Source organism: Limnohabitans sp. TS-CS-82 (assembly GCF_002943475.1).
Genome location: NZ_PTQX01000013.1, coordinates 129,432 through 149,542, shown reverse-complemented (window position 1 = coordinate 149,542; position 20,111 = coordinate 129,432). Strand labels below are relative to the sequence as shown.

17 protein-coding genes are annotated in these 20,111 nt (G+C 52.8%); 4 read left to right on the top strand and 13 right to left on the bottom strand.

Features of this window, described 5'->3' with window-relative positions; all coding sequences use genetic code 11:
• Positions 1 to 87 precede the first annotated feature (87 nt).
• Complete coding sequence (locus C5F52_RS22120; RefSeq protein WP_104800524.1) at positions 88 to 810, bottom strand: phosphoglycolate phosphatase; 723 nt, start codon at positions 808 to 810, stop codon at positions 88 to 90.
• Positions 811 to 1,047: 237 nt separating this feature from the next.
• Between C5F52_RS22120 and C5F52_RS22115 the strand changes: the two genes are divergently transcribed.
• Entirely contained in the window at positions 1,048 to 1,671 is a 624-nt protein-coding gene (locus C5F52_RS22115) for a hypothetical protein (protein WP_146100139.1), read from the top strand.
• A gap of 6 nt (positions 1,672 to 1,677) precedes the next feature.
• On the opposite strand, the gene C5F52_RS22110 is transcribed toward C5F52_RS22115, so the two are convergent.
• The 5 genes from C5F52_RS22110 to pedF form a co-directional block, all read right to left on the bottom strand.
• Positions 1,678 to 3,129: an NAD(P)(+) transhydrogenase (Re/Si-specific) subunit beta gene (locus tag C5F52_RS22110; protein ID WP_104800522.1), complete on the bottom strand. Its 1,452-nt coding sequence runs from the start codon at positions 3,127 to 3,129 to the stop codon at positions 1,678 to 1,680.
• On the bottom strand, positions 3,126 to 3,449 hold the full coding sequence (locus C5F52_RS22105; RefSeq protein ID WP_104800521.1) for an NAD(P) transhydrogenase subunit alpha: 324 nt from the start codon (positions 3,447 to 3,449) through the stop codon (positions 3,126 to 3,128). The genes C5F52_RS22110 and C5F52_RS22105 overlap by 4 nt, the downstream gene beginning before the upstream one ends.
• A gap of 13 nt (positions 3,450 to 3,462) precedes the next feature.
• Positions 3,463 to 4,593, bottom strand: a complete 1,131-nt coding sequence (locus C5F52_RS22100) for a Re/Si-specific NAD(P)(+) transhydrogenase subunit alpha (protein WP_104800575.1) — start codon at positions 4,591 to 4,593, stop codon at positions 3,463 to 3,465.
• A gap of 88 nt (positions 4,594 to 4,681) precedes the next feature.
• Positions 4,682 to 5,449 (bottom strand): ABC transporter substrate-binding protein, encoded by a 768-nt coding sequence (locus tag C5F52_RS22095; protein WP_161499750.1) that lies wholly within the window; start codon positions 5,447 to 5,449, stop codon positions 4,682 to 4,684.
• A gap of 124 nt (positions 5,450 to 5,573) precedes the next feature.
• Positions 5,574 to 6,008 (bottom strand): cytochrome c-550 PedF, encoded by a 435-nt coding sequence (gene pedF, locus C5F52_RS22090; protein ID WP_236657971.1) that lies wholly within the window; start codon positions 6,006 to 6,008, stop codon positions 5,574 to 5,576.
• A 269-nt stretch (positions 6,009 to 6,277) separates the two neighbouring features.
• On the opposite strand from pedF, the gene C5F52_RS22085 reads away from it, so the two are divergent.
• A complete protein-coding gene (locus tag C5F52_RS22085; protein ID WP_104800518.1) occupies positions 6,278 to 8,302 on the top strand; it encodes a sigma-54-dependent Fis family transcriptional regulator in 2,025 nt (674 codons plus the stop codon).
• 14 nt (positions 8,303 to 8,316) lie between these two features.
• On the opposite strand, the gene C5F52_RS22080 is transcribed toward C5F52_RS22085, so the two are convergent.
• From C5F52_RS22080 to C5F52_RS22050, 7 genes are all read right to left on the bottom strand, one after another.
• Positions 8,317 to 8,700 (bottom strand): DUF779 domain-containing protein, encoded by a 384-nt coding sequence (locus C5F52_RS22080; protein WP_104800517.1) that lies wholly within the window; start codon positions 8,698 to 8,700, stop codon positions 8,317 to 8,319.
• Between the two features lie 70 nt (positions 8,701 to 8,770).
• Entirely contained in the window at positions 8,771 to 10,291 is a 1,521-nt protein-coding gene (gene adh / locus C5F52_RS22075) for an aldehyde dehydrogenase (protein WP_104800516.1), read from the bottom strand.
• Positions 10,292 to 10,451: 160 nt separating this feature from the next.
• Complete coding sequence (locus tag C5F52_RS22070; RefSeq protein WP_104800515.1) at positions 10,452 to 11,270, bottom strand: tetratricopeptide repeat protein; 819 nt, start codon at positions 11,268 to 11,270, stop codon at positions 10,452 to 10,454.
• Positions 11,270 to 11,608: a c-type cytochrome gene (locus C5F52_RS22065; RefSeq protein ID WP_104800514.1), complete on the bottom strand. Its 339-nt coding sequence runs from the start codon at positions 11,606 to 11,608 to the stop codon at positions 11,270 to 11,272. Before C5F52_RS22065 ends, C5F52_RS22070 begins: the two co-directional genes overlap by 1 nt.
• Before the next feature lie 87 nt (positions 11,609 to 11,695).
• Positions 11,696 to 13,405 (bottom strand): PQQ-dependent methanol/ethanol family dehydrogenase, encoded by a 1,710-nt coding sequence (locus C5F52_RS22060; protein WP_104800513.1) that lies wholly within the window; start codon positions 13,403 to 13,405, stop codon positions 11,696 to 11,698.
• A gap of 303 nt (positions 13,406 to 13,708) precedes the next feature.
• Entirely contained in the window at positions 13,709 to 14,710 is a 1,002-nt protein-coding gene (locus C5F52_RS22055; protein ID WP_104800512.1) for an FAD:protein FMN transferase, read from the bottom strand.
• Positions 14,707 to 16,779, bottom strand: a complete 2,073-nt coding sequence (locus C5F52_RS22050) for a 4Fe-4S binding protein (protein ID WP_236657964.1) — start codon at positions 16,777 to 16,779, stop codon at positions 14,707 to 14,709. Before C5F52_RS22050 ends, C5F52_RS22055 begins: the two co-directional genes overlap by 4 nt.
• A gap of 214 nt (positions 16,780 to 16,993) precedes the next feature.
• Between C5F52_RS22050 and C5F52_RS22045 the strand changes: the two genes are divergently transcribed.
• Positions 16,994 to 19,126, top strand: coding sequence for a TonB-dependent receptor (locus C5F52_RS22045; protein ID WP_104800510.1), 2,133 nt, complete (start codon positions 16,994 to 16,996; stop codon positions 19,124 to 19,126).
• A gap of 35 nt (positions 19,127 to 19,161) precedes the next feature.
• Positions 19,162 to 20,109, top strand: coding sequence for a beta-propeller fold lactonase family protein (locus C5F52_RS22040; RefSeq protein WP_104800509.1), 948 nt, complete (start codon positions 19,162 to 19,164; stop codon positions 20,107 to 20,109).
• The last annotated feature ends 2 nt before the right edge of the window (positions 20,110 to 20,111 follow it).

Below are 20,111 nucleotides of genomic sequence, written 5' to 3'. Positions count from 1 at the left end.
ACGGCGTACGCCAGGGCCAAGCTCCCCGGTCGTGACAACCTGTGACAGTGCTGCGGTGAATGAACATGACTGCAGTTTAGCAAAGGCTCAGACCTTGCCGACCAGCGCTTGTGGGATTTGCGTCAGGGAATCTACGTGAGCATCGGCATCCACGCCGTCCACGGGCTCGCCGTGGTTGTAGCCATAGCGCACCAACACCACAGGGCAGCCCGCGGCACGGGCGGCTTGGGCGTCGTTGCTTGAGTCACCCACCATCAAGGCTTGGGAGGGTTTGACGCCTAAGGCTTCACAGGTTTTGAGCAGCGGCAACGGGTCTGGCTTTTTACGTTCAAAGCTGTCGCCGCCAAACACATGTGCGAAAAACGAATCCAGCCCTTTGGCTTGCAGTAAAGGTTTGGCAAACGACAAGGGCTTGTTGGTCAAACACGCTAGCTGCAAACCCGCATCGCGCAACTGTTGCAAACCTTCCGCCACACCCGGATACACCGCGGCAAATTCGCCATTGATGGCGAGGTAGTGATGCTGGTAACGCTGCCAAGCAGGCTCATACAAATTCTCGGCACTGCGCGCATCGCACACGTTGGCGAGACCTTTGACTTCTGGCAAAGCCAACTGATGTGCCAGCACCGAGCGAATCAAATGCTCGGAGCCTTTGCCCACCGTGCGCTCAACCAAGGCACGCGTCACGGGCGGCAAATCTAAATCGGTCAACGAACGATTGAGGGCAATTTCAAAATCACCCAAGGTGTCGACCATGGTGCCGTCGAGGTCGACGATGGCGGCTTGTAATGTGTGTCCGTGGATCTGCATGAAGAAATAACCGCCTTTTGAATCACTGCAATTCTAAAGATTCAATGACAATGCATTCACACGCTCACGCCACTCCTCACCATGCGATTTAGCAGCACCTTGTCTCTTATAGCTACAGCAAGCAGAACACTCATCACTTGCTTGGCATGCTCGTCTTCAGCTTGGGCTGCTCCGTATGAATTACGCGTCTACTCTGACGACATCCCGAACAAAGGTGAGGCTGAAATTGAGCTGATCATGAGCGTTGCCAAGCCCAAACTCATGGATGAAGCGCCGCATGGTCAAGTTTTTCAAACATTGGTGGAGTATGGCTACGGCCTTGGCAATGGCTGGAGTATTGGCCTAGAACTGCCGATGTCACGCGCTGAAGGACACGACAAGCTCAATGGACTCAAAGTAGAAGCCCAGTATGTCGCCGAACACAATGCACACCATGGTTTCTATTTGGGCGTACGCAGCGACGTGGGTTACAGCTCCAGTGCGTATGAATCACAAGGCAATAACAGCATAGACATCAACCCCATCTTTGGCTACCGCTGGGCGACTTGGCACATCGTGGTGAACCCGTCGATTGAAATACCGCTAAGCGGTCTAAACAAGCAAACGCAATTTCAGCTCTCGGCCAAACTCGCGAGAAGAATCAACGGCACAACTCAATTGGGGCTGGAGTACTTCAGCGGCTGGGGCGCAATATCAGCCATTCGTCCACAACGCGAACGAGACGAAACGATTTATTGGGTGTGGGATGAAAAATTTGCCAGCAGCCGATGGAACCTAGGACTAGGCAAGCCCTTGAATCCATCAGGTGGCAGTGTTGACAAATGGGTGCTGAAGGTTGGTGTGAACTTAGATTTGGACTAAGTCCAATCAGTCCACTGCCTTGACCATGTCTTCGACGACCTTTTTGGCATCGCCAAACACCATCATGGTTTTGTCCATGTAGAACAGTTCGTTGTCCAAACCTGCGTAACCGGAGGCCATGCTTCGTTTGTTGACGATGACCGTCTTGGCTTTGTAGGCTTCCAAAATCGGCATGCCGTAAATCGAGCTGCCCTTTTCCAACGCAGCGGGGTTCACCACGTCGTTCGCACCCAAAACGATGGCCACATCCACTTGGCCAAATTCGCCGTTGATGTCTTCCATCTCAAACACTTGGTCGTAGGGCACTTCGGCCTCGGCCAACAACACGTTCATGTGGCCAGGCATACGACCTGCCACAGGGTGAATGGCGTACTTCACGCTGATGCCTTTGTGCATCAACTTCTCAGCCAACTCGTTCACCGCATGCTGCGCACGCGCCACGGCCAAACCATAGCCAGGCACGATCACCACGGTCTCGGCGTTAGCCAAGATGTAGGCGGCGTCATCTGCGCTGCCACTCTTCACAGGGCGTTGCTCTTGTGCGCCGCCAACAGCCGTGACGGCCTCAGCACCAAAGCCGCCCAAGATCACGCTGAAGAACGAACGGTTCATCGCCTTGCACATGATGTAGCTCAGGATCGCGCCAGAGCTACCAACCAATGAGCCGGCAATGATGAGCATGCTGTTGTTAAGCGAGAAACCAATGCCTGCTGCCGCCCAGCCTGAATAGCTGTTGAGCATAGATACCACCACGGGCATATCTGCACCGCCAATTGGGATGATGATGAGCACACCCATCACAAACGACAGTGCCAACATGGCGTAAAACGCGTTCATGTCTTGCGTGACGGTATAGACCAGGCCCAGACCTAAAGTAGCCAAGCCCAACACCAAGTTGAATTGATGCTGACCTGCAAACGTCACCGGTGCGCCTTGGAACAAGCGGAACTTGTACTTGCCAGATAGCTTGCCAAACGCAATGACAGAGCCACTGAAGGTGATCGCACCAATCGCAGCGCCCAAGAACAGTTCTAAACGGTTACCAGCTGGGATTGCGGGCACAGTTCCGTCTGCTGCTTTCTGAACAATTTGAAAGGCAGCCGGTTCAACCGTGGCGGCAATGGCGATAAACACCGCAGCCAAACCAATCATGCTGTGCATGAAAGCGACCAGCTCAGGCATCTTGGTCATTTCGACGCGTTGCGCCATGATCGTGCCAGCGCCGCCGCCGATCACGAGGCCCAGCAACACCCAGCTCATGCCCATGCCCGAGCCCGACAACTTGACGATCAAGGCCGCGGTGGTGATGACCGCAATCGTCATACCTGTCATGCCAAACACGTTACCGCGAATGGATGTGGTGGGATGACTCAAGCCTTTGAGCGCTTGAATGAAACACACGCTCGCCACCAAGTACAACAAGGTGACCAAATTCATTGAAACAAAGTCTAAGTTCATGCTTTGTCTCCTGCAGCTGCTTTAGCTGGCTTCTCTTTTTTTCTAAACATTTCCAACATGCGACGCGTGACCATGAAGCCACCAAACACGTTCACTGCGGCCAAAGCCACAGCGAGTACGCCCATGGTTTTACCCAAAGTGGTTTCAGTCATCGCAGCGGCCAACATAGCCCCCACGATCACGATGGCGGAAATCGCATTGGTCACCGCCATCAGAGGCGTGTGTAGTGCGGGTGTGACTGTCCACACCACGTGGTAACCCACGTAGATGGCCAGTACAAAAATAATCAGGTTGACGAGGGTGGGGGAAACTGCATCCATTTTTGTATCTCGTTTATTTCTTCACAACCGCGCCGTCGCGGGTGACTAAGCATGCGGCCACGATGTCATCTTCCATGTCAATGTGCAAAGCACCTTCTTTGTTGATGACGAGCTTTAAAAAGTCCAACACATTGCGCGCATACAGTGCACTTGCATCTGCTGCCACCAATGCAGGTAAGTTGGTCTCACCCACAATCGTCACACCGTGTTTGATGACAGTCTTGCCAGCTTCAGTCAAAGGACAGTTGCCGCCTACGCCATCAGCACCTTTGCCTGCAGCGATGTCGATGATGACTGCACCTGGCTTCATGGCCTTGACCATGTCTTCGGTCACGAGCACAGGTGCTGCGCGACCGGGGATGAGTGCTGTGGTGATGACGATGTCTGCCAATGCCACGCGTTTGGCCACTTCGACCTTTTGACGGTCGAGCCAGCTTTGTGGCATAGGGCGGGCATAACCGCCAACGCCTTCGGCCGCATCTTTTTCGTCTTGGCTTTCAAACGGCACGTCGATGAACTTCGCGCCGAGTGACTCCACCTGCTCTTTCACGCTAGGGCGCACATCGGTGGCTTCAATCACCGCGCCCAAACGCTTGGCGGTGGCAATGGCTTGCAAGCCCGCCACGCCCACACCGAGGATGACCACGCGCGCAGCTTTAACTGTGCCCGCAGCCGTCATCAGCATGGGGAAGAAACGTTGGTATTTGTCTGCCGCCAGCATGACGGCTTTGTAGCCCGCGATGTTGGCTTGGCTAGAGAGCACGTCCATGCTTTGTGCACGTGTGGTGCGCGGTGCGGCTTCAAGCGCAAAACCAGTCGCACCGGCAGAGGCCAAGCGTTGCAAACCTTCGGCATTGAACGGCTCCAACATACCCACCACGGTGCTGCCAGTTTTGATGCTAGAAGCTTCTGCGGCCTCAGGCGCACGCACCTTGAGCACCAAATCGCTCGACCATGCAGCTTGTGCACCTACCAGCTCAACACCCACAGCCGCATAAGCATCGTCGGGCACGCTAGCAGCAACGCCAGCACCTGACTGCATGCGGACCACATGGCCTTGCGCAATTAATTTTTTAGCTGTTTCAGGCGTTATTGAAACGCGCGACTCACCTGCTGCAGTCTCGGCAGGTACACCGATGACCAGTGATTTTCGATTTTCCATGAGCGAAGCCTAGATAACACGACCAATCATTAAATCAGTCATGACTTATTAAAGAGGGCATGGTATGCCTTTAAGGTGCGGCTAACGTCAATCCGTGAGATTGAAATAACTTCAACAATTCGCCACTCTGACGCAATGCTGACAAGGCGCCATCCAATGCAGTGGCCAACTCCTTGTTGTCGGCTTTGACCGCCAAACCCAACGGCCATCCAGCGGGCATCACACCTGGCAATGCGACCGAGGATAAAACCCATGCCGATTTATCCGAAGCCGCATGCACAGCGGCTTCTGCCTGTGCACGACTCACATAAGCTGCATCAAATTGACCGGTCGTCACCATCTTGGCAGCATCCACACCGTCTTTGAAAATAGAAATCTTTTCACGCAACATGCCGCCGCGATAACCCATCAACGCACTGGCCGCACCACTGCCTTTTTCTACAGCTATCGTTTTCCCTTGTAGGTCTTCTGGATTTTGCACATGAGGCAGCTTTGTAACGCTGTGCAACACCACCAAATGTTCACGCACATAAGAGCCAAAAATCAACACCTGCTTGTTCTCGTTCATTAAGTAACGATCTACAGGCACATGGATCATCACATCGGCCGGTCCGTAGCCTAAGTAATGACCTTTCCAAACCATGTTGCGCAAATCATCATTCATGTTTTCGCCCGCATCAAAGGGGAGCAAGGCCAACTGCAAATTTAACTTTGCAGCTAGCGCCCTGGCGAGTGCCACATCTAAACCCTGAATGTCAGCATTAGGCCCGCTGGAATATGGCGCGTTGTCTTTGTAAACCGCGACCTTAAGCACGCCCCTAGATTTAATCTTCTCCATGGGACTTGGCTCTTGCGCAGCAACCAATCCATTCACGCCAAACAAAAGTGGCGCAGCCACCAACACTTGTCGACGCGACAAGCCTGATCGCTCGTTCGATTTGAGAACTTTCAAAAGGGGCTCCTTAACGCTCACGGCGTGTTTCGAGGTAGGTCTTGATTGACCAAATCGCTTCTTGCGAGAGTGTGCCCTCAAACGGAGGCATGTAAACACGGCCATCGCGAACGCGACCGCGACGCACAGTGGCTACAAAGTATTCGCTGATCTCTTGGTAGCAGGCATTCTTTTTGGCTGCATCTGCCAAATCAGCACAGTCGTTGTCAATTTTGCGCAAGTCGGGTGAGATGCCACCAGAAATAGCTTCAAGTCCATGACAACGTGCGCAATTTTGGTTGTAGGCAGATGTACCAATTCGCAACGCTTCCTTGTTCGCTGCACCACTTGAGTACGGGTTGTTATCTAGCCACTTTGCGCCCAGCTGTGGCAAGGTGGATGTATCAACAGATTGAGGCACAACATCGCCATGCGCCCAGCTTTGTTGCGCTGTAAGCGTGAGCATCAGCGCGAAATAGGCAGCAATCAATGGACGGGAGGAAGATTGGCGAACGATAGACATAACTTGCGGGCCTCGGTTTTATTGAGTGAATGAATTGTGATGAAGCAACAAGCAATTACCAAGCCATTGATATTTGGCCCCAAGTGTTTCAATTTGAAACACTTATTTGCAACATCCTAGGGAAACAACTATCTGCTGGATCACATCGCCGCGCTGAAAATATTTACAACTTAAACGAACAAATGCCAGCCGCACTTCACGGGTTTTAAATCATGAATACCAGTCAACCTTCGACCCGTGGCGTGATGCAGGCCTACCCGCAAAGTGCCTCGTACAACAGCCCTGAACATGCCGCCATCATTGCGTCGTCACAAGAACGCTCACGAAACTACGGGCTAACCCCAACATACAGCCCAGACTACAGTGGCACGACCTTATGTTGCGTAGACACGTTGCTAGAAGAAAACCACTTTTTGTACCAGCATGCAGCACCCGTCATGGAAACGCTGTACGAACAAATTGCCAACACGCATAGCATGGTGCTGTTGACCACCCGCACAGGAACAATTCTTCACTCGCTTGGTGATGCTGACTTTTTAGAAAAGGCATCGCAAGTTGCCTTAGCGCCAGGCGTAGATTGGTCCGAAAAGAGCAAAGGTACCAATGCCATAGGCACAGCATTGAAAGAAGGCCAAGCGCTGGTTGTACATGGCAGTCAGCATTTTCTCCAAGCGAATCAATTCCTTACCTGTTCTTGCACGCCCATTCTTGACCCTCACGGCGATGTCATTGGAGCCCTTGACGTGACGGGTGACTACCGCAGCTATCACCAGCACACCATGGCCTTGGCACGCATGTCGGCGCAGATGATTGAAAATCATATGTTTGCTGACGTGTTCCCCACCGAGGTGCGCATCCACTTTCATGCGCGCCCAGAGTTCATTGGCACGATCGTTGAAGGCATTGCTGTTTTCACGACCGACGGTCGTTTCTTATCTGCCAACCGCAGCGCTCAATTCCAATTCGGGATGTCCATCAACGCGCTTCGTGCACACACGTTCTCATCGCTTTTTGGCATTGGCATTTCGCAGTTTTTTGACCATGCACGATCTGCCAATGGTCAACACTTTCGTCTGTGTCTGCACGATGGCGTGAGCGTATGTTGCAAAAGTGAACTTAAATTCAACAGCACTATTTCACAACTGTCACATCTAGGCGGCGACTTGAAACAGCCCAATCCTGCTTATAAGAGACGAAAGGAAGAAAAGATCCCTCTCTCCAGCTTGCGCTATCTGGACACTGGAGATCCACAAGTTGCGTCCGTTGTGCAAAAACTTCGCATCATTCAAGGGCGCGACATTCCCATCATGATTTTGGGAGAGACTGGCACGGGCAAAGACTTGTTGGCTCAAGCGATCCACAACGACTCCACGCGCAGCCATAAAAACTTTGTGTCTGTGAATTGCGCCTCTATTCCTGAAAACCTCATCGAATCAGAACTGTTTGGCTACGAAGAAGGTGCGTTCACTGGCGCCAAGCGTAAAGGCTCAACAGGCAAAATTTTGTTTGCCCACGAAGGCACTTTGTTCTTGGACGAAATTGGCGATATGCCTTTGCACCTGCAAGCCCGCTTGTTGCGCGTGCTGCAAGAGCGCAAAGTCAACCCACTAGGCTCAGGCCGTGAAGTTGATGTCGATGTCACTGTCGTCTGCGCCACCAACAAAAATCTCAAAGAAATGATCGCCAACGGCACATTCAGAGAGGATTTGTACTACCGACTCAACGGCCTCGTGGTTAAGTTACCCGCTTTGCGAGACCGCAAAGACTTAGATGTGGTGACCAAGAAGATCTTGGCAAGCTTATGCAGCGCCGACAAACTCATTGGCATCTCTCCAGATGTCATGGAGGTATTTCATCGCTATGCTTGGCCTGGCAACTTCCGACAGCTTTACAACTTGCTGCGCACTGCCGTGGTCATGGCCGAATGCGAAGGTGACATTCAGATGCACCATTTGCCTGATGATTTCTTATCTGAAATTCAACAAATCGCACCGCTACAAGCTCGTATCGAGCCGCTTGAGCCCGTGGCTTCACCAGTTCAACCACAAGCGTCAACACCTACGTTTACAACGCACCCCACGCAAGCTTTCACTCTAGAAAATGTGGCCATTGACGCCATCGTTCAAGCATTACGGACATCCAAAGGCAATGTATCTGCCGCCGCAAAACTTTTGGGCGTCTCGCGCAACACGATTTATCGCAAAAAGCACCTGCTGCCTGACGCGGCATGGCACTGATCAGCGGCATAACCTCAGGACTTTTGCGACGCCTGCGCTTCCTCTGCAGCCAACTCATCTAGCTCTTCTTGCGTGAATACGCGAGAACGCGTGTGAAAGGCTTTGCCCTCTGGCCCTTCTAATGAAAAGGTTCCGCCAGTGCCTTCAATCACATCAATGATGAGTTGCGTGTGCTTCCAGGTTTGGTATTGATTGCGGCCAATGTAGAAATCGCACTCACCAATCCGTCCTAAAAACACATCACCTGCACCCATCGTAATTTCGCCTGGCAAGTAACAGTTGGCAGCACTGTTATCACAACAACCGCCGGACTGATGAAACATCAACGTACCGTGTTTCTTCTTTAAGAAATCCACCAGCTCTAATGCAGCTGGGGTTGCCACTACTTTTTCGACCATCGTGTGCTCCTATGCAAAAAGCGCGTGGCAATTCCTCGCCACGCGCAACCCTTACCCTTAGGCGTTGGATTTAGAAAAAGCCCAACTTGCTTTCGCTATAGCTGACCAACAAGTTTTTGGTTTGTTGGTAGTGGTCGAGCATGACTTTGTGTGTTTCACGGCCAATGCCTGACTCTTTGTAGCCACCGAAAGCTGCATGTGCTGGGTAGGCGTGGTAGCAATTGGTCCACACACGGCCCGCTTTGATGGCACGGCCCATACGGTAAGCCACGTTGCCGTTACGGCTCCACACACCTGCACCCAAACCGTAGAGCGTGTCGTTGGCGATGGCCAAGGCTTCTGCTTCGTCTTTGAATGTGGTCACAGCCAACACAGGACCAAAAATCTCTTCTTGGAAGATGCGCATTTTGTTGTGGCCTTTGAACAGCGTCGGCTGCACGTAGTAGCCGCCTTCGAGGTCACCACCCAGATGGGCTTGTGCGCCACCGGCCAAAACTTCCGCGCCTTCTTGCTTGCCCAAGTCGAGGTATGACAAGATTTTGGTCAGCTGCTCTTTAGAAGCCTGCGCTCCCATCATGCTATCCGTATCCAATGGGTTTTGGTGCTTGATGGCGGCCACGCGCTTCAGCACGCGCTCCATGAACTTGTCATAGATGCTCTCTTGAATCAAGGCGCGTGATGGACATGTGCACACCTCACCTTGGTTGAATGCAAACAGCACCAAGCCTTCAATGGCTTTATCAAAGAAACCATCGTCCTTGTCCATGATGTCGGCAAAGAAGATGTTGGGCGACTTACCACCCAACTCCAAGGTGGCTGGAATCAAGTTATTAGCTGCGGCTTGTGCAATCACGCGACCTGTAGTGGTTGAGCCTGTGAACGCGATTTTGGCAATGCGTGTGCTGGTAGCCAATGGCATTCCAGCTTCGCGGCCATAGCCGTTGACAATGTTCAACACGCCGGGCGGCAACAGATCGGCGATGAGCTCAGCCAACACCAAGATAGAAATTGGTGTGGATTCAGCGGGCTTCAACACCACGCAGTTGCCAGCGCCCAAGGCTGGGGCCAATTTCCATGCGGCCATCAAAATGGGGAAGTTCCAAGGGATGATTTGACCAACCACACCCAGAGGCTCGTGGTAGTGGTAAGCCACGGTGTTTTCGTCGATGTCAGACAGTGCGCCTTCTTGGGCACGTACGCAGCCAGCGAAGTAACGGAAGTGGTCCACTGTCAATGGAATATCGGCATTGAGTGTTTCGCGAATAGCTTTGCCGTTGTCTACAGTTTCTGCATAAGCCAACATTTCGAGATTGGCTTCGATGCGGTCTGCAATCTTGAGCAAGATGTTCGCGCGATCTGTTGGCGATGTTTTACCCCATGCATCAGCTGCTTTGTGTGCAGCGTCCAATGCCAACTCGATGTCTTTTGCACCTGAACGCGCAGCTTTGGTGTACACCTTGCCCGTGATAGGTGTGATCACATCAAAGTATTGGCCTTCGACTGGGGCGACAAACTTGCCTCCAATGAAGTTGTCGTAGTGAGCCTTGTATTGCACTTTTGCACCGGCTGCGCCTGGGTTTGCGTAAATCATGTCATCTCCATTTTTTGAACATCAAGAATTTCCCTCTCGGGTATTTCTGATTTCGCAAGAGCTGTACCAGGCCTATCTCAGTGATTTCGTGTCGTCTTGTCACAGTGTTGTGTTCCGCAAGGACACACATGCTCCAACTTGTCACAATATGAAAATCATTTCATAGGTCATGCAAAGAATGCGCCGCTGCCACTGCAGAAGGATAGTTTTGCGCGGCAGAACGTTTGAGCCATACCAAGCTTTGCGCATCGTCACGCATTCGGCCGCGCCCCGTGCGCAACATCACTGCCAACGCATACTGCGCTTCTGCATGACCTGCGTTGGCGGCAATCTCAAAGCGTCGCGCGGCTTCACTCAAGTCTTGTGAAACGCCACGGCCTGCCTCGTACATCCAAGCCAAACGGGTTTGTGCTGTGGCATCCTCTTTATCAGCAAGAGCGCTGTAAAGCTTGGCCGCTTGCATGTGCTGCCCTTGTGCACTGAGTAAATCTGCTTGTTGAAGTGGCGTGGGTGCTTGTGATGGATCGCTGAGTTGCGCTAACAACGATGCTGCATCTTTGTCACCATGCTGGGAAGCCAGGGTGAGATACACACGCGCTTTAGTCGCGTCTTTGGCCAATAGCCCACCTGTGCTGTAAAGCAGGCCAAGTCTGTATTGAGCTTTGAAGTTATTGCCATTTGCTGCGCTCACATAGAGCGCTTCGGCTTTGGCCATATTGCGAGGTTCACCCAAGCCATCTTCGGCCATCACACCTAAGTTAAACAAGGCGTCGCCGTTGCCCACCTCTGCCAAGGTTTCCCATACCTCACGGGCCTTGGCGTAGTGTGTCATTTTGAATTCTGCATAGGCCTTGTAATTGCCCATGGCAGGGTTGCGCAACCAGTCTTGACGATCACTGTCTTGCGCCAGCGCACTCGATGCCAAGATACTGCCCCACAGCATGGCGAGGCATATCCGCACCCAGGCTTTGTAGGGCATCACTTACCTTTGATGGTCAACACCCAGCGCGCCAAGAGGTTGATATCTTCTTGATTCATATTGCCGTGTGCAGGCATAGGAATACGCCCCCACTTGCCAGATGAGCCGTTGCGGATGGACTGAGCGAGAGATGCAGCTGCATCTTTGTCGTCACTGTATTTGGCGGCTATTTTTGAATAAGCAGGACCAACAATTTTTTCGTCCATGGCATGACAACTTAAGCAACCATTGCTCTTGGCCAAGTCAGCGGCAGCTGCCGTTTCTTTGGCACTCAATGCAGGCGATGCATATGCCAGATGCCCACAGGCCATCATCAAAAAGAGTGTGATTTTTTTCATAAAGTTCACCTTGATTAAAAAGGGGCTTCAGAGGGCTTGCGCCATCTAAAACCCCTTCATGGATCAACGCAATAACTGGTTAGGTCATTACTTTGAAGCTACGTTGGTTGACGATGGCAGTTTGAATGTCCAAACAGAACCACCCTGCTCGAGGAAGTTGACCTTCTTGGCAACTTCACCGCCCCACAGAGGCACAGCACCACCCCAACCAGAGACAACGCTCACATATTGGTCAGTGCCATCGTTCCAAGTAATGGGAGGAGCCACCACGCCAGAGCCAGTTTGGAACTGCCACAAGACTTTGCCAGTCTTGGCGTCGGCTGCTTTAAGGTAACCCTCAGGCGTACCCCAGAACACCAAGTCGCCAGCGGTTGTCAGCACACCGCCCCACAAAGGCGCGTTGTTCTTAACTTCCCAAGCCACTTTGCCTGTCTTAGGATCGATGGCACGCAAGGAGCCAATGTGATCGTCAAACAATGGCTTCATCGTGAAGCCTGCGCCCAAGTAGGCAGCGCCTTTTTTATAGCTGATTGGCTCGTTCCAAATGTCCATGCCCCATTCGTTGGTAGGCACATAGAACAGTTGACTCTTGGGGCTGTAAGCCATTGGCATTTGGTTCTTGCCACCCAAGAAGCCGGGTGCTGCAAATACCGATGAGCCTTTTTTGCCGTCAGAACTTGCTGTTGGATCGCCAGGGCGATTGGCTGGATCAAACACTGGGCGACCTGTTTTGATGTCAATGCTTGAAGCCCATGTGACCTTCTTGACGAATGGGAAAGCATTGATGAGCTTACCGGTCTTGGCATCGTTCACGTAGAAGAAGCCGTTGCGGTCAGCCTTGCCACCGACGCGCTTGCCGTCCATGTCAAAGGTCACAAACTCGTTCACACCATCAAAGTCCCAAGCGTCGTTGGGCGTGTTTTGGTAGCTCCATGCAATCTTGCCAGTCTTGACATCGATCGCCACGGTGGACGATGAATACAAGTTGTCGCCTTTACGCACGTGGCTATTCCATGGACCGGGGTTGCCTGTACCGAAGTAAGCCAAGCCAGTGGATGCGTCATATGAACCGCCCAACCAAGTAGAAGCACCACCGGTCTTCCATGTCTCGCCGGGCCATGTGGCGTTGGTTGTGCCACTAATGCCGTTTTCTTTGCCGTCTTTGTAGCCCATGTGGCCTTCAACGGTCGGACGTGTCCACAGCAACTTGCCGGTCTTTGGATCGCGCGCATCCACACGACCCACCACACCAAACTCGCCACCTGAAACGCCGGTGAGCAACATGCCTTCAGCGATCAGAGGTGCCGCTGTGTAGCTGTAGCCTGCGGTGTAGTCTTCAATTTTTTCGCGCCACACCACTTTGCCGGTGTTTTGATCCAAGGCCACCAACTGTGCATCCAAGGTACCAAAGATCACCAAGTTGTCATACAGCGCAGCGCCACGGTTAATCACGTCGCAGCAAGGCATGATGCCTTCTGGCAGACGGTGTTCGTATTTCCAAAGCTTTTGACCTGTTTTCACATCCACCGCAAAAATGCGGGAATAAGAAGCCGTGACAAACATCTTGCCTTTGTGAACCAAGGGCTGCGATTCTTGGCCGCGCTGTTTCTCGCCACCAAAGGACATCGACCACACGGGCACGAGTTTGTTGACGTTTTTGGTGTTGATGGTGCTCAAGGGCGAGAAGCGCTGACCTTGTGTACCCATACCCCAGCTCAACACAGACTCTGTGTCGGCTGCATCTTTGGCAATCATGGCGTCAGTAACTTGGGCCGTTGCATGCGCCGTGGCGAGCATGACGAGCACGCTTAGAAGTTTTCTTTTCACAGCTTTTCTCCTGTAATTTCAATTAATAAATCAACGTGCGCACACGTTGCTTGAATCGTTGCGGAACCAGCAGCCTCTTCCACGCCCACTTATCCGTACAAAACGTGTGTGCAATACACATGCCAACTCGTCACTAATGAGACTCAAGAAATCTATTGCGGGAATCCATCCCAAACTCAGTAATTACCCTTGCTTAAACTGGGCATATCAACCCTTGCATGTGACATACGACTGTGACAACTGTTCACATTTGGAACAGTCTGGTGTTGCACATCATGACCCTGCAACACGCGGCAACGAATGGGACGCTTTCCATTCCCCATTCTTTTGTACGACCAGTGCCGACACGCCCCAGCTCTTGGCAATTTGCAACGAACGCTCGTAACCGCCTACAAATAGCACCTTGGTCAAAGCATCTGCCATCGCACAGGTCGGGGCAGCCACAGTGACGCTGGCAATGTCTAGCGGCGAATAGCCTGTGTGTGGATTAAAGATGTGATGGTGCTTGCGGTCATCACTGAAGGTGCATTGGTCATCTGCCGACGTGGCAATGCTCAAACCGTTCATGGCCACCCGTGCCAGCCATTGGTCTGCTGCGCGGGGATCGCTCACGCTCAAAATCCACGGCCGTTGGCCATCGGCCAATCCAATCGATGACCACTCTCCCGTGTTGATCAAGGCATGCGCCACACCATCGCGGCTCAAACTCGCACGCACCAAATCTGCGGCATAACCTTGGGCCACGCCATTCAAAGACACGCCCATCCCGGGCTTGGCCAGTGAGACCTGTGTCGCGCTAACTTGTAGATGCTGCCACCCGACGAATCTCTGCGCCTTGGCCACCTCCTCAGGTCGAGGTAATCGGCCTACTTGCTGTGCCTGCGCATAGAGCTGCCAAAGCGGCTGCACGGTCACATCAAATGCACCTCGGCTTTGCTGCGCGACACGCTGGCTCAGTTGCAACACGTGCAACAACTCTGGCGATGGACGGTGCAACACGCCGGTTTGATTGAGTTGGCTAAGCTTGCTGTTCGGGCGAAACAAACTCATTTCATCTTCTACATGCGCAACCACCTGCCGAGCACGCTGCAGCGCCAGCGCCAAAGCTTGCGCATCAGCATGTGCCGCACGAATCGACAGGGTCGTGCCCAAGCCTGAAAATGTGGTGTCCCTCCAATAAAGGCCACTGGCAGGCGTAGCACTCTGTACGGCGTCATGGGCTGCAAAGAGCAAACCGCTACCCAGATTGGACTGAATAAATTGACGGCGCTTCATCTCTGCCCCTTGTCTGCCACATCAGCGACGGCCGCTTGAATTGGAATGACGGCGCGTTGCTCTCGAGTTTCCAGAATACGTGGAACACACAAACTGTCACTCTCGTAAATCACCACGCAATCCATGCACTGGAAGCACTCGTCGTAATCCACCGCGCCTTGCTTGTCGATGGCCTGATATGCGCAGTCGTTGCGGCAACGCTGACAAGGCTGGCCGCATTCGCTGCGACGCGCAATCCAATCCCAGCGGCGTAGCTTGCCCAACACGCCCATGCCTGCACCCAAGGGGCACAGATAACGGCAATAACCCTTGTAAACAAACGCACTCAGCAGCACCATCGCCACAGCCCACAACACAAACGGCCAGGCACGTACAAAGTTAAGCGTGATGCTGGTTTTGAATGGCTCAATTTCCACCAATCGATCAGTCCACGTCACAGACACCGCCGCACTCAGCAGCAAACCTGCCAACACCACGTATTTCACCTTCTTCAGCTGCGTGTCCCATCGCTGCGGCACTCTCTGCCAAGACAAGCCAAAGCGCTTAGTCACTTGGCTGATCAACTCTTGCAACGCACCAAACGGGCAGAGCCATCCGCAAAACGTGCCACGGCCCCACGCAAAAAAGGTGAAGACTACAAACACCCACAACACCACGGTCATGGGGTCATACATGAAAAACTCAAGGCTCTGCCCCGCCACTGCGGCCTGCACCACCGCAGTGAGGTTCACGATAGACAACTGCCCCTGCGCGAACCAGCCGATGAAGCACAAAGTGAACAACAAATAACCACGACGAAACCAGGCCATGCGCTGCGGATGCCGCACCAGCCACGGCGGCTCACGCAGCGCCCACACCAACACAACCAAGGCGCTGAGCAACACGGCCAGCTCCCACCAGCGGTCTAGCCAAATGCCATGCCATGTCTTCTGATCTGATTCAGCCATCTCCACGTAATCGTGCGGCAGCTCGGCGGCGATAGTAAAACTCTTGGTCACCAACTCCGGAAACAATATGCCCTTGCTTCGCGTGACATGCAGTTCGTAGTTCAACGCCTGTGCGGGATCTAGGCCTGCGGGGGCTATGACACGCACAGCCAACCATTGCGCATCAGCCAATTCGGGAGGTAAATTTAAGGCCACGTCCAAATCTAGATCGCGTATTTCGATGGGTAACTTTTGCTGATTCAGCGACACACGATCAGGCACCGTGCCGCGCACAAAGTCTTCGCCCATCAGCGCGTAACGCCCCTTGGCCAAAATCAACAAGGCATGGTCGCCAGGGTCAAGACGCTGCTGCAAGTAAGCCCATTTGTCAGCTGCCAGCAGGTTTTTACCGACAGAGGGAACGCTCAAATGTGCAACATATAACTCAGCAAACAAATCGCTTGGGTTTTGCAGTGCCTCCGCATCTACCCCTTCACCGGCGGTGTCTTTGAAGGCCTTCTCAATGTCACTGTTCTTCCATGTGGCGTGGTGTATCAAGCCTGCTTTGCGCAAGCCTGCCCAATCCATGGACTTAAACACGTCAGGGCGAATTTTGGCGATCTGGTCCGGGTCGCGCCCTTCGCTGTAACCCAACTTGGCTCGCGCCACCTTCAGCGAAGCCGCCAACAGCGTCTGGTTCAGGATGCGCACAGAGGCTGTGGCCTTGGTCACGCCATCAATATAGACATTGGCGCCCGTTTCTTTGCCACTCTTACTTTGACCAGTACCGATCTTGATGCTTTGCTTCAAAGACAAGTCTTTGTATTGCTCTACAAACGCAAACAACGGCTTCTCGCCCAACCCCTCTAAAAACACGGGTTCGTGATGCGACAGCACGCGCACATCCATGAACTGCCCATTGGGGTCCAACGCAATCAGCAAATTAAAGGGCGTGCCTGAAAAGCCGGGAATGCTGGCGAAATCTTGCGATTCAAAGGCATAGGCTGCAATCGTGGTGGACGTGAGCTCTTGCCGATAAATCGGCCACACAGGCAAATCACGATCTTTCTCGCCCACCACCAACGGAGCTGGGAACGCCAGCTCCATCGCCTCGCGCGTCATCACCCCCGCATGTGCACTCATCAGGAACAACCCTGAGAGAAACACCACCACGCTTGTTAGAAGATGCGTCAACACACGAACTATCAATTGATCAACCTTGGTACACCTAGTTTTTGAATAGAACTGAAGTAGCACGAACGATGCCATCGTCAATGGAACACTTTTGGGTGGAATGGGTTTTGCTAACTAATCTAAGAGACAACTGATTCATCGAATTTTGAAAATTGCGCGAACCATGAAATTTAATAAAAGCAACACTCCCCATCACACACTGACCGTCGGCGCGCTCCTTTGCCTCAGCGTTTTCCCTAGCTCGGGCCTGTATGCGCAAACCACCAGCAATGATTTGAAAGAAATCATTGTGCAAAGCGGGCGTTTGGAACAAAAACAATTTGACGCGCCAGCATCGATTTACACCATCGATGCTGACACCCTGCGCAACTCAGGACCGCAGGTCAACATCTCTGATGTGCTTAACCGCGCACCAGGCGTGGTGGCACTCAACCGCAACAACTATGCACAAGATGTGCAAATTTCAATTCGTGGGTTTGGGTCACGCGCTGCGTTTGGCATGCGCGGCATCCGCCTCATTACCGATGGCATTCCCGCATCGATGCCTGATGGGCAAGGTCAAGCATCGACCGTGAGCATGACTTCTGCTGACCGCATGGAAGTTCTAACAGGTCCACTCGCACAGTTGTATGGCAATGCTTCCGGTGGTGTGATTCAGACCTTTACGCGTGAAGCCGGCGACAAACCAGAAGCACAAGTGAGTTTGTACACGGGCTCGTTTGGATTGCAACGCACCGATTGGCAAATCAGCCAACGCTCTGGCAATGTTGGACTAGTGGCTGACTACAGCACCTTCTCAATTGATGGCTATCGGGCCAACAGCTCGGCTGAACGCAAGCAACTCAACAGCGTCATCACGGTTGATGCCAAACCCGATACACGCTTCAAGTTCATCGTGAATATTTTTGATATGCCCATCGCGAACGATCCTTTGGGATTAACCGCTGCACAACTAGCATCAGATCCTTCGCAGGCTGGCACCAACGCGCTTGCTCGCAGAACACGTAAAACCGTCAAACAAGAACAAGTGGGTGCTGTGGCCGAGCACCGCGTGAGCAGTGACCTCAAACTACAAGCCAGAATTTACGGCGGCACTCGCAGTAACTTGCAATATCAAGCCACTAATGCATGGACAGGACTTGAACGCAGATATGAAGGCTTTGGCTTGCAGGCAAATGGTAAAACTTCTTTGTTCAATGGCCGATCCATGAACTGGGTTGTGGGCACAGACATTGATCACGCGCAAGAACAGCGCCAGGCAGGCGCTGCTTCAGCCGGGGAAAAATCTGGCGCACCCACTCGTAACGAGCTCAATGAAGCCAGCAACCGCGACTACTTTGCACAAGCCAACTGGTCTTTGAGCGAGCGCTACACCTTAACCACAGGCGCACGCCAAAGCGAAGTCACACTGAAAAGCCGAGACGACTTGCCTACGCCAGTAGATGGCTCAGGCTCTGTCACCTACAAAGCCACCAGCCCTGTACTGGGTCTGACGTGGCATGCACAAGACAATCTGAACCTGTACATCAACCAAGGTAAAGGTTTTGAAACACCCACCATGGTAGAGGCCGCTTACTCTCGCGACAGCAACAACAATTTTGTTGAAAAGTTCAATCCTAATTTGCAAGCTTCCCGCAGCAAGCACTTAGAGATAGGCTCCAAATGGTTGGCAACACCAAGCACAAGAATTGATGCGGCATGGTTTCAAATTGACACGACCAACGAAATCGTTGCGGCATTGTCTTCTAACGGTAAGACAGCCTACGACAACGCAGCGCAAACCAAACGCGACGGTTTTGAGTTGGCGATTCGCAACCAACACACATCCAACTGGCGTTCACAAGCTTCGGCTTCAGTGATCAATGCCACTTACCAAGCTGGCAGCGCAAGCTACAGCCCACCTAATGGCAACAGCCTGCCTGCCATCCCAAAACAGCAACTCTTCGCCTCGGTACAGTGGTCTGAAAAAGGTTTTGCGCAAGCAGGCCAAAAACCCAAGATGGGCTTGGAAGCTGGCTTAGATGTGGTGTACCGGTCGAGTATGTGGGCCAATGATGCGAACACTGCCACCAGCGCAAACTATGCTTTGGCCCCTAGCCATACCTTGCTCAATGCACGCGTTCGTCAACGCTACCAAATCGGCTCCGCTCGTGTTGAAGCTTTTGTGGGCGTGGACAACTTAACCAACAAAGATACGGTTGGCTCAGTCATCATCAACCAATTTTCTAAACAATACTTCGAACCCGGCCTTCCCCGCTCTTGGGTGATTGGTGTGCAAAGTCAAATTCCACTCTAAGCGTTTCATACGTTTCATCTGAAGTTCATTCACCCATGAAAACCCATCTCCGCATTGCCAGCCTATGTCTGTTTGCCGCAGTCGCATCTTCAGCGTTTGGTGCAGACCAAGTTTTTGTCACTAACGAAGGCAGCGCTGATATTTCTGTCATCAATGCAAAGACGCAGGCCGTGAGTCAAACCATCGTCACGGGCGGCAAGCCACGCGGTTTAGCTTTGTGCAAGAACGATGTGCACTTGTATGTGAGCAACCAAAAAGACTCGCAACTGCAAGCCATCCACACACACTCCGGCAACATCGCCAAGACGCTGACACTCGGCGACTCGCCCGAGGCCGTGTATTGCTCACCCGATGGCGCATGGCTGGCCATTGCCAATGAGGGCAGCAACAGTGTGAGCTTTGTATCCATTGCCCAATGGAAGCTGATGTTTGACATCGTGGTGTCAGGCAAGAACCCAGAGCATGCGGTGTTCAGCCCTGATGGCCAACGCATGCTGGTGTCCGCCGAAGAAGCCGATCAAGTTGACGTGCTTGACCTCAAAACACGCAAACAAATTGCCAGCATTCGCGTGGGGAATCGTCCGCGCGGTATCGCGTTCAGCCCCGATGGCAACATGGCTTATGTCGCTGTTGAAAACGACAGCTTGCTGGCTGCGATTGATATGCAAAAACTCACTGTCAAAGCGACGCTGGCGGTTGGCGCACGCACCAACGGCTTGGCCATGCACCCCAACGGCAAGTGGTTGTTTGCCAGCAACGGGGGCGATGCCAATGTGGCGGTCATCGACACGCAAAGCTTCACCGTTCACACCAAAGTGCCAGTAGGTCTGCGCCCATGGAACATGGCCATCACACCTGATGGCAGCAAACTGTATGTGGCTGCAGGTCGCAGCCATGCCGTGACCGTTGTGGACGCCCATACCTTTACGCCTATCAGCACCGTGCCGGTAGGCAAGCTGCCCTGGGGCGCTGCTGCCAACTGAAC

Bases quoted from the DNA above. Each gene is read 5' to 3' on its own strand.
- C5F52_RS22060 (WP_104800513.1), bottom strand. From the start codon at position 13,405: ATGCTCGCCACGGCGCATGCAACGGCCCAAGTTACTGACGCCATGATT.
- C5F52_RS22045 (WP_104800510.1), top strand. From the start codon at position 16,994: ATGAAATTTAATAAAAGCAACACTCCCCATCACACACTGACCGTCGGC.
- C5F52_RS22050 (WP_236657964.1), bottom strand. From the start codon at position 16,779: ATGAGTGCACATGCGGGGGTGATGACGCGCGAGGCGATGGAGCTGGCG.
- C5F52_RS22065 (WP_104800514.1), bottom strand. From the start codon at position 11,608: ATGAAAAAAATCACACTCTTTTTGATGATGGCCTGTGGGCATCTGGCA.
- C5F52_RS22085 (WP_104800518.1), top strand. From the start codon at position 6,278: ATGAATACCAGTCAACCTTCGACCCGTGGCGTGATGCAGGCCTACCCG.
- C5F52_RS22115 (WP_146100139.1), top strand. From the start codon at position 1,048: ATGAGCGTTGCCAAGCCCAAACTCATGGATGAAGCGCCGCATGGTCAA.
- C5F52_RS22095 (WP_161499750.1), bottom strand. From the start codon at position 5,449: ATGGAGAAGATTAAATCTAGGGGCGTGCTTAAGGTCGCGGTTTACAAA.
- C5F52_RS22055 (WP_104800512.1), bottom strand. From the start codon at position 14,710: ATGAAGCGCCGTCAATTTATTCAGTCCAATCTGGGTAGCGGTTTGCTC.
- C5F52_RS22120 (WP_104800524.1), bottom strand. From the start codon at position 810: ATGCAGATCCACGGACACACATTACAAGCCGCCATCGTCGACCTCGAC.
- C5F52_RS22080 (WP_104800517.1), bottom strand. From the start codon at position 8,700: ATGGTCGAAAAAGTAGTGGCAACCCCAGCTGCATTAGAGCTGGTGGAT.
- C5F52_RS22105 (WP_104800521.1), bottom strand. From the start codon at position 3,449: ATGGATGCAGTTTCCCCCACCCTCGTCAACCTGATTATTTTTGTACTG.
- adh (WP_104800516.1), bottom strand. From the start codon at position 10,291: ATGATTTACGCAAACCCAGGCGCAGCCGGTGCAAAAGTGCAATACAAG.
- pedF (WP_236657971.1), bottom strand. From the start codon at position 6,008: ATGCTCACGCTTACAGCGCAACAAAGCTGGGCGCATGGCGATGTTGTG.
- C5F52_RS22070 (WP_104800515.1), bottom strand. From the start codon at position 11,270: ATGCCCTACAAAGCCTGGGTGCGGATATGCCTCGCCATGCTGTGGGGC.
- C5F52_RS22040 (WP_104800509.1), top strand. From the start codon at position 19,162: ATGAAAACCCATCTCCGCATTGCCAGCCTATGTCTGTTTGCCGCAGTC.
- C5F52_RS22110 (WP_104800522.1), bottom strand. From the start codon at position 3,129: ATGAACTTAGACTTTGTTTCAATGAATTTGGTCACCTTGTTGTACTTG.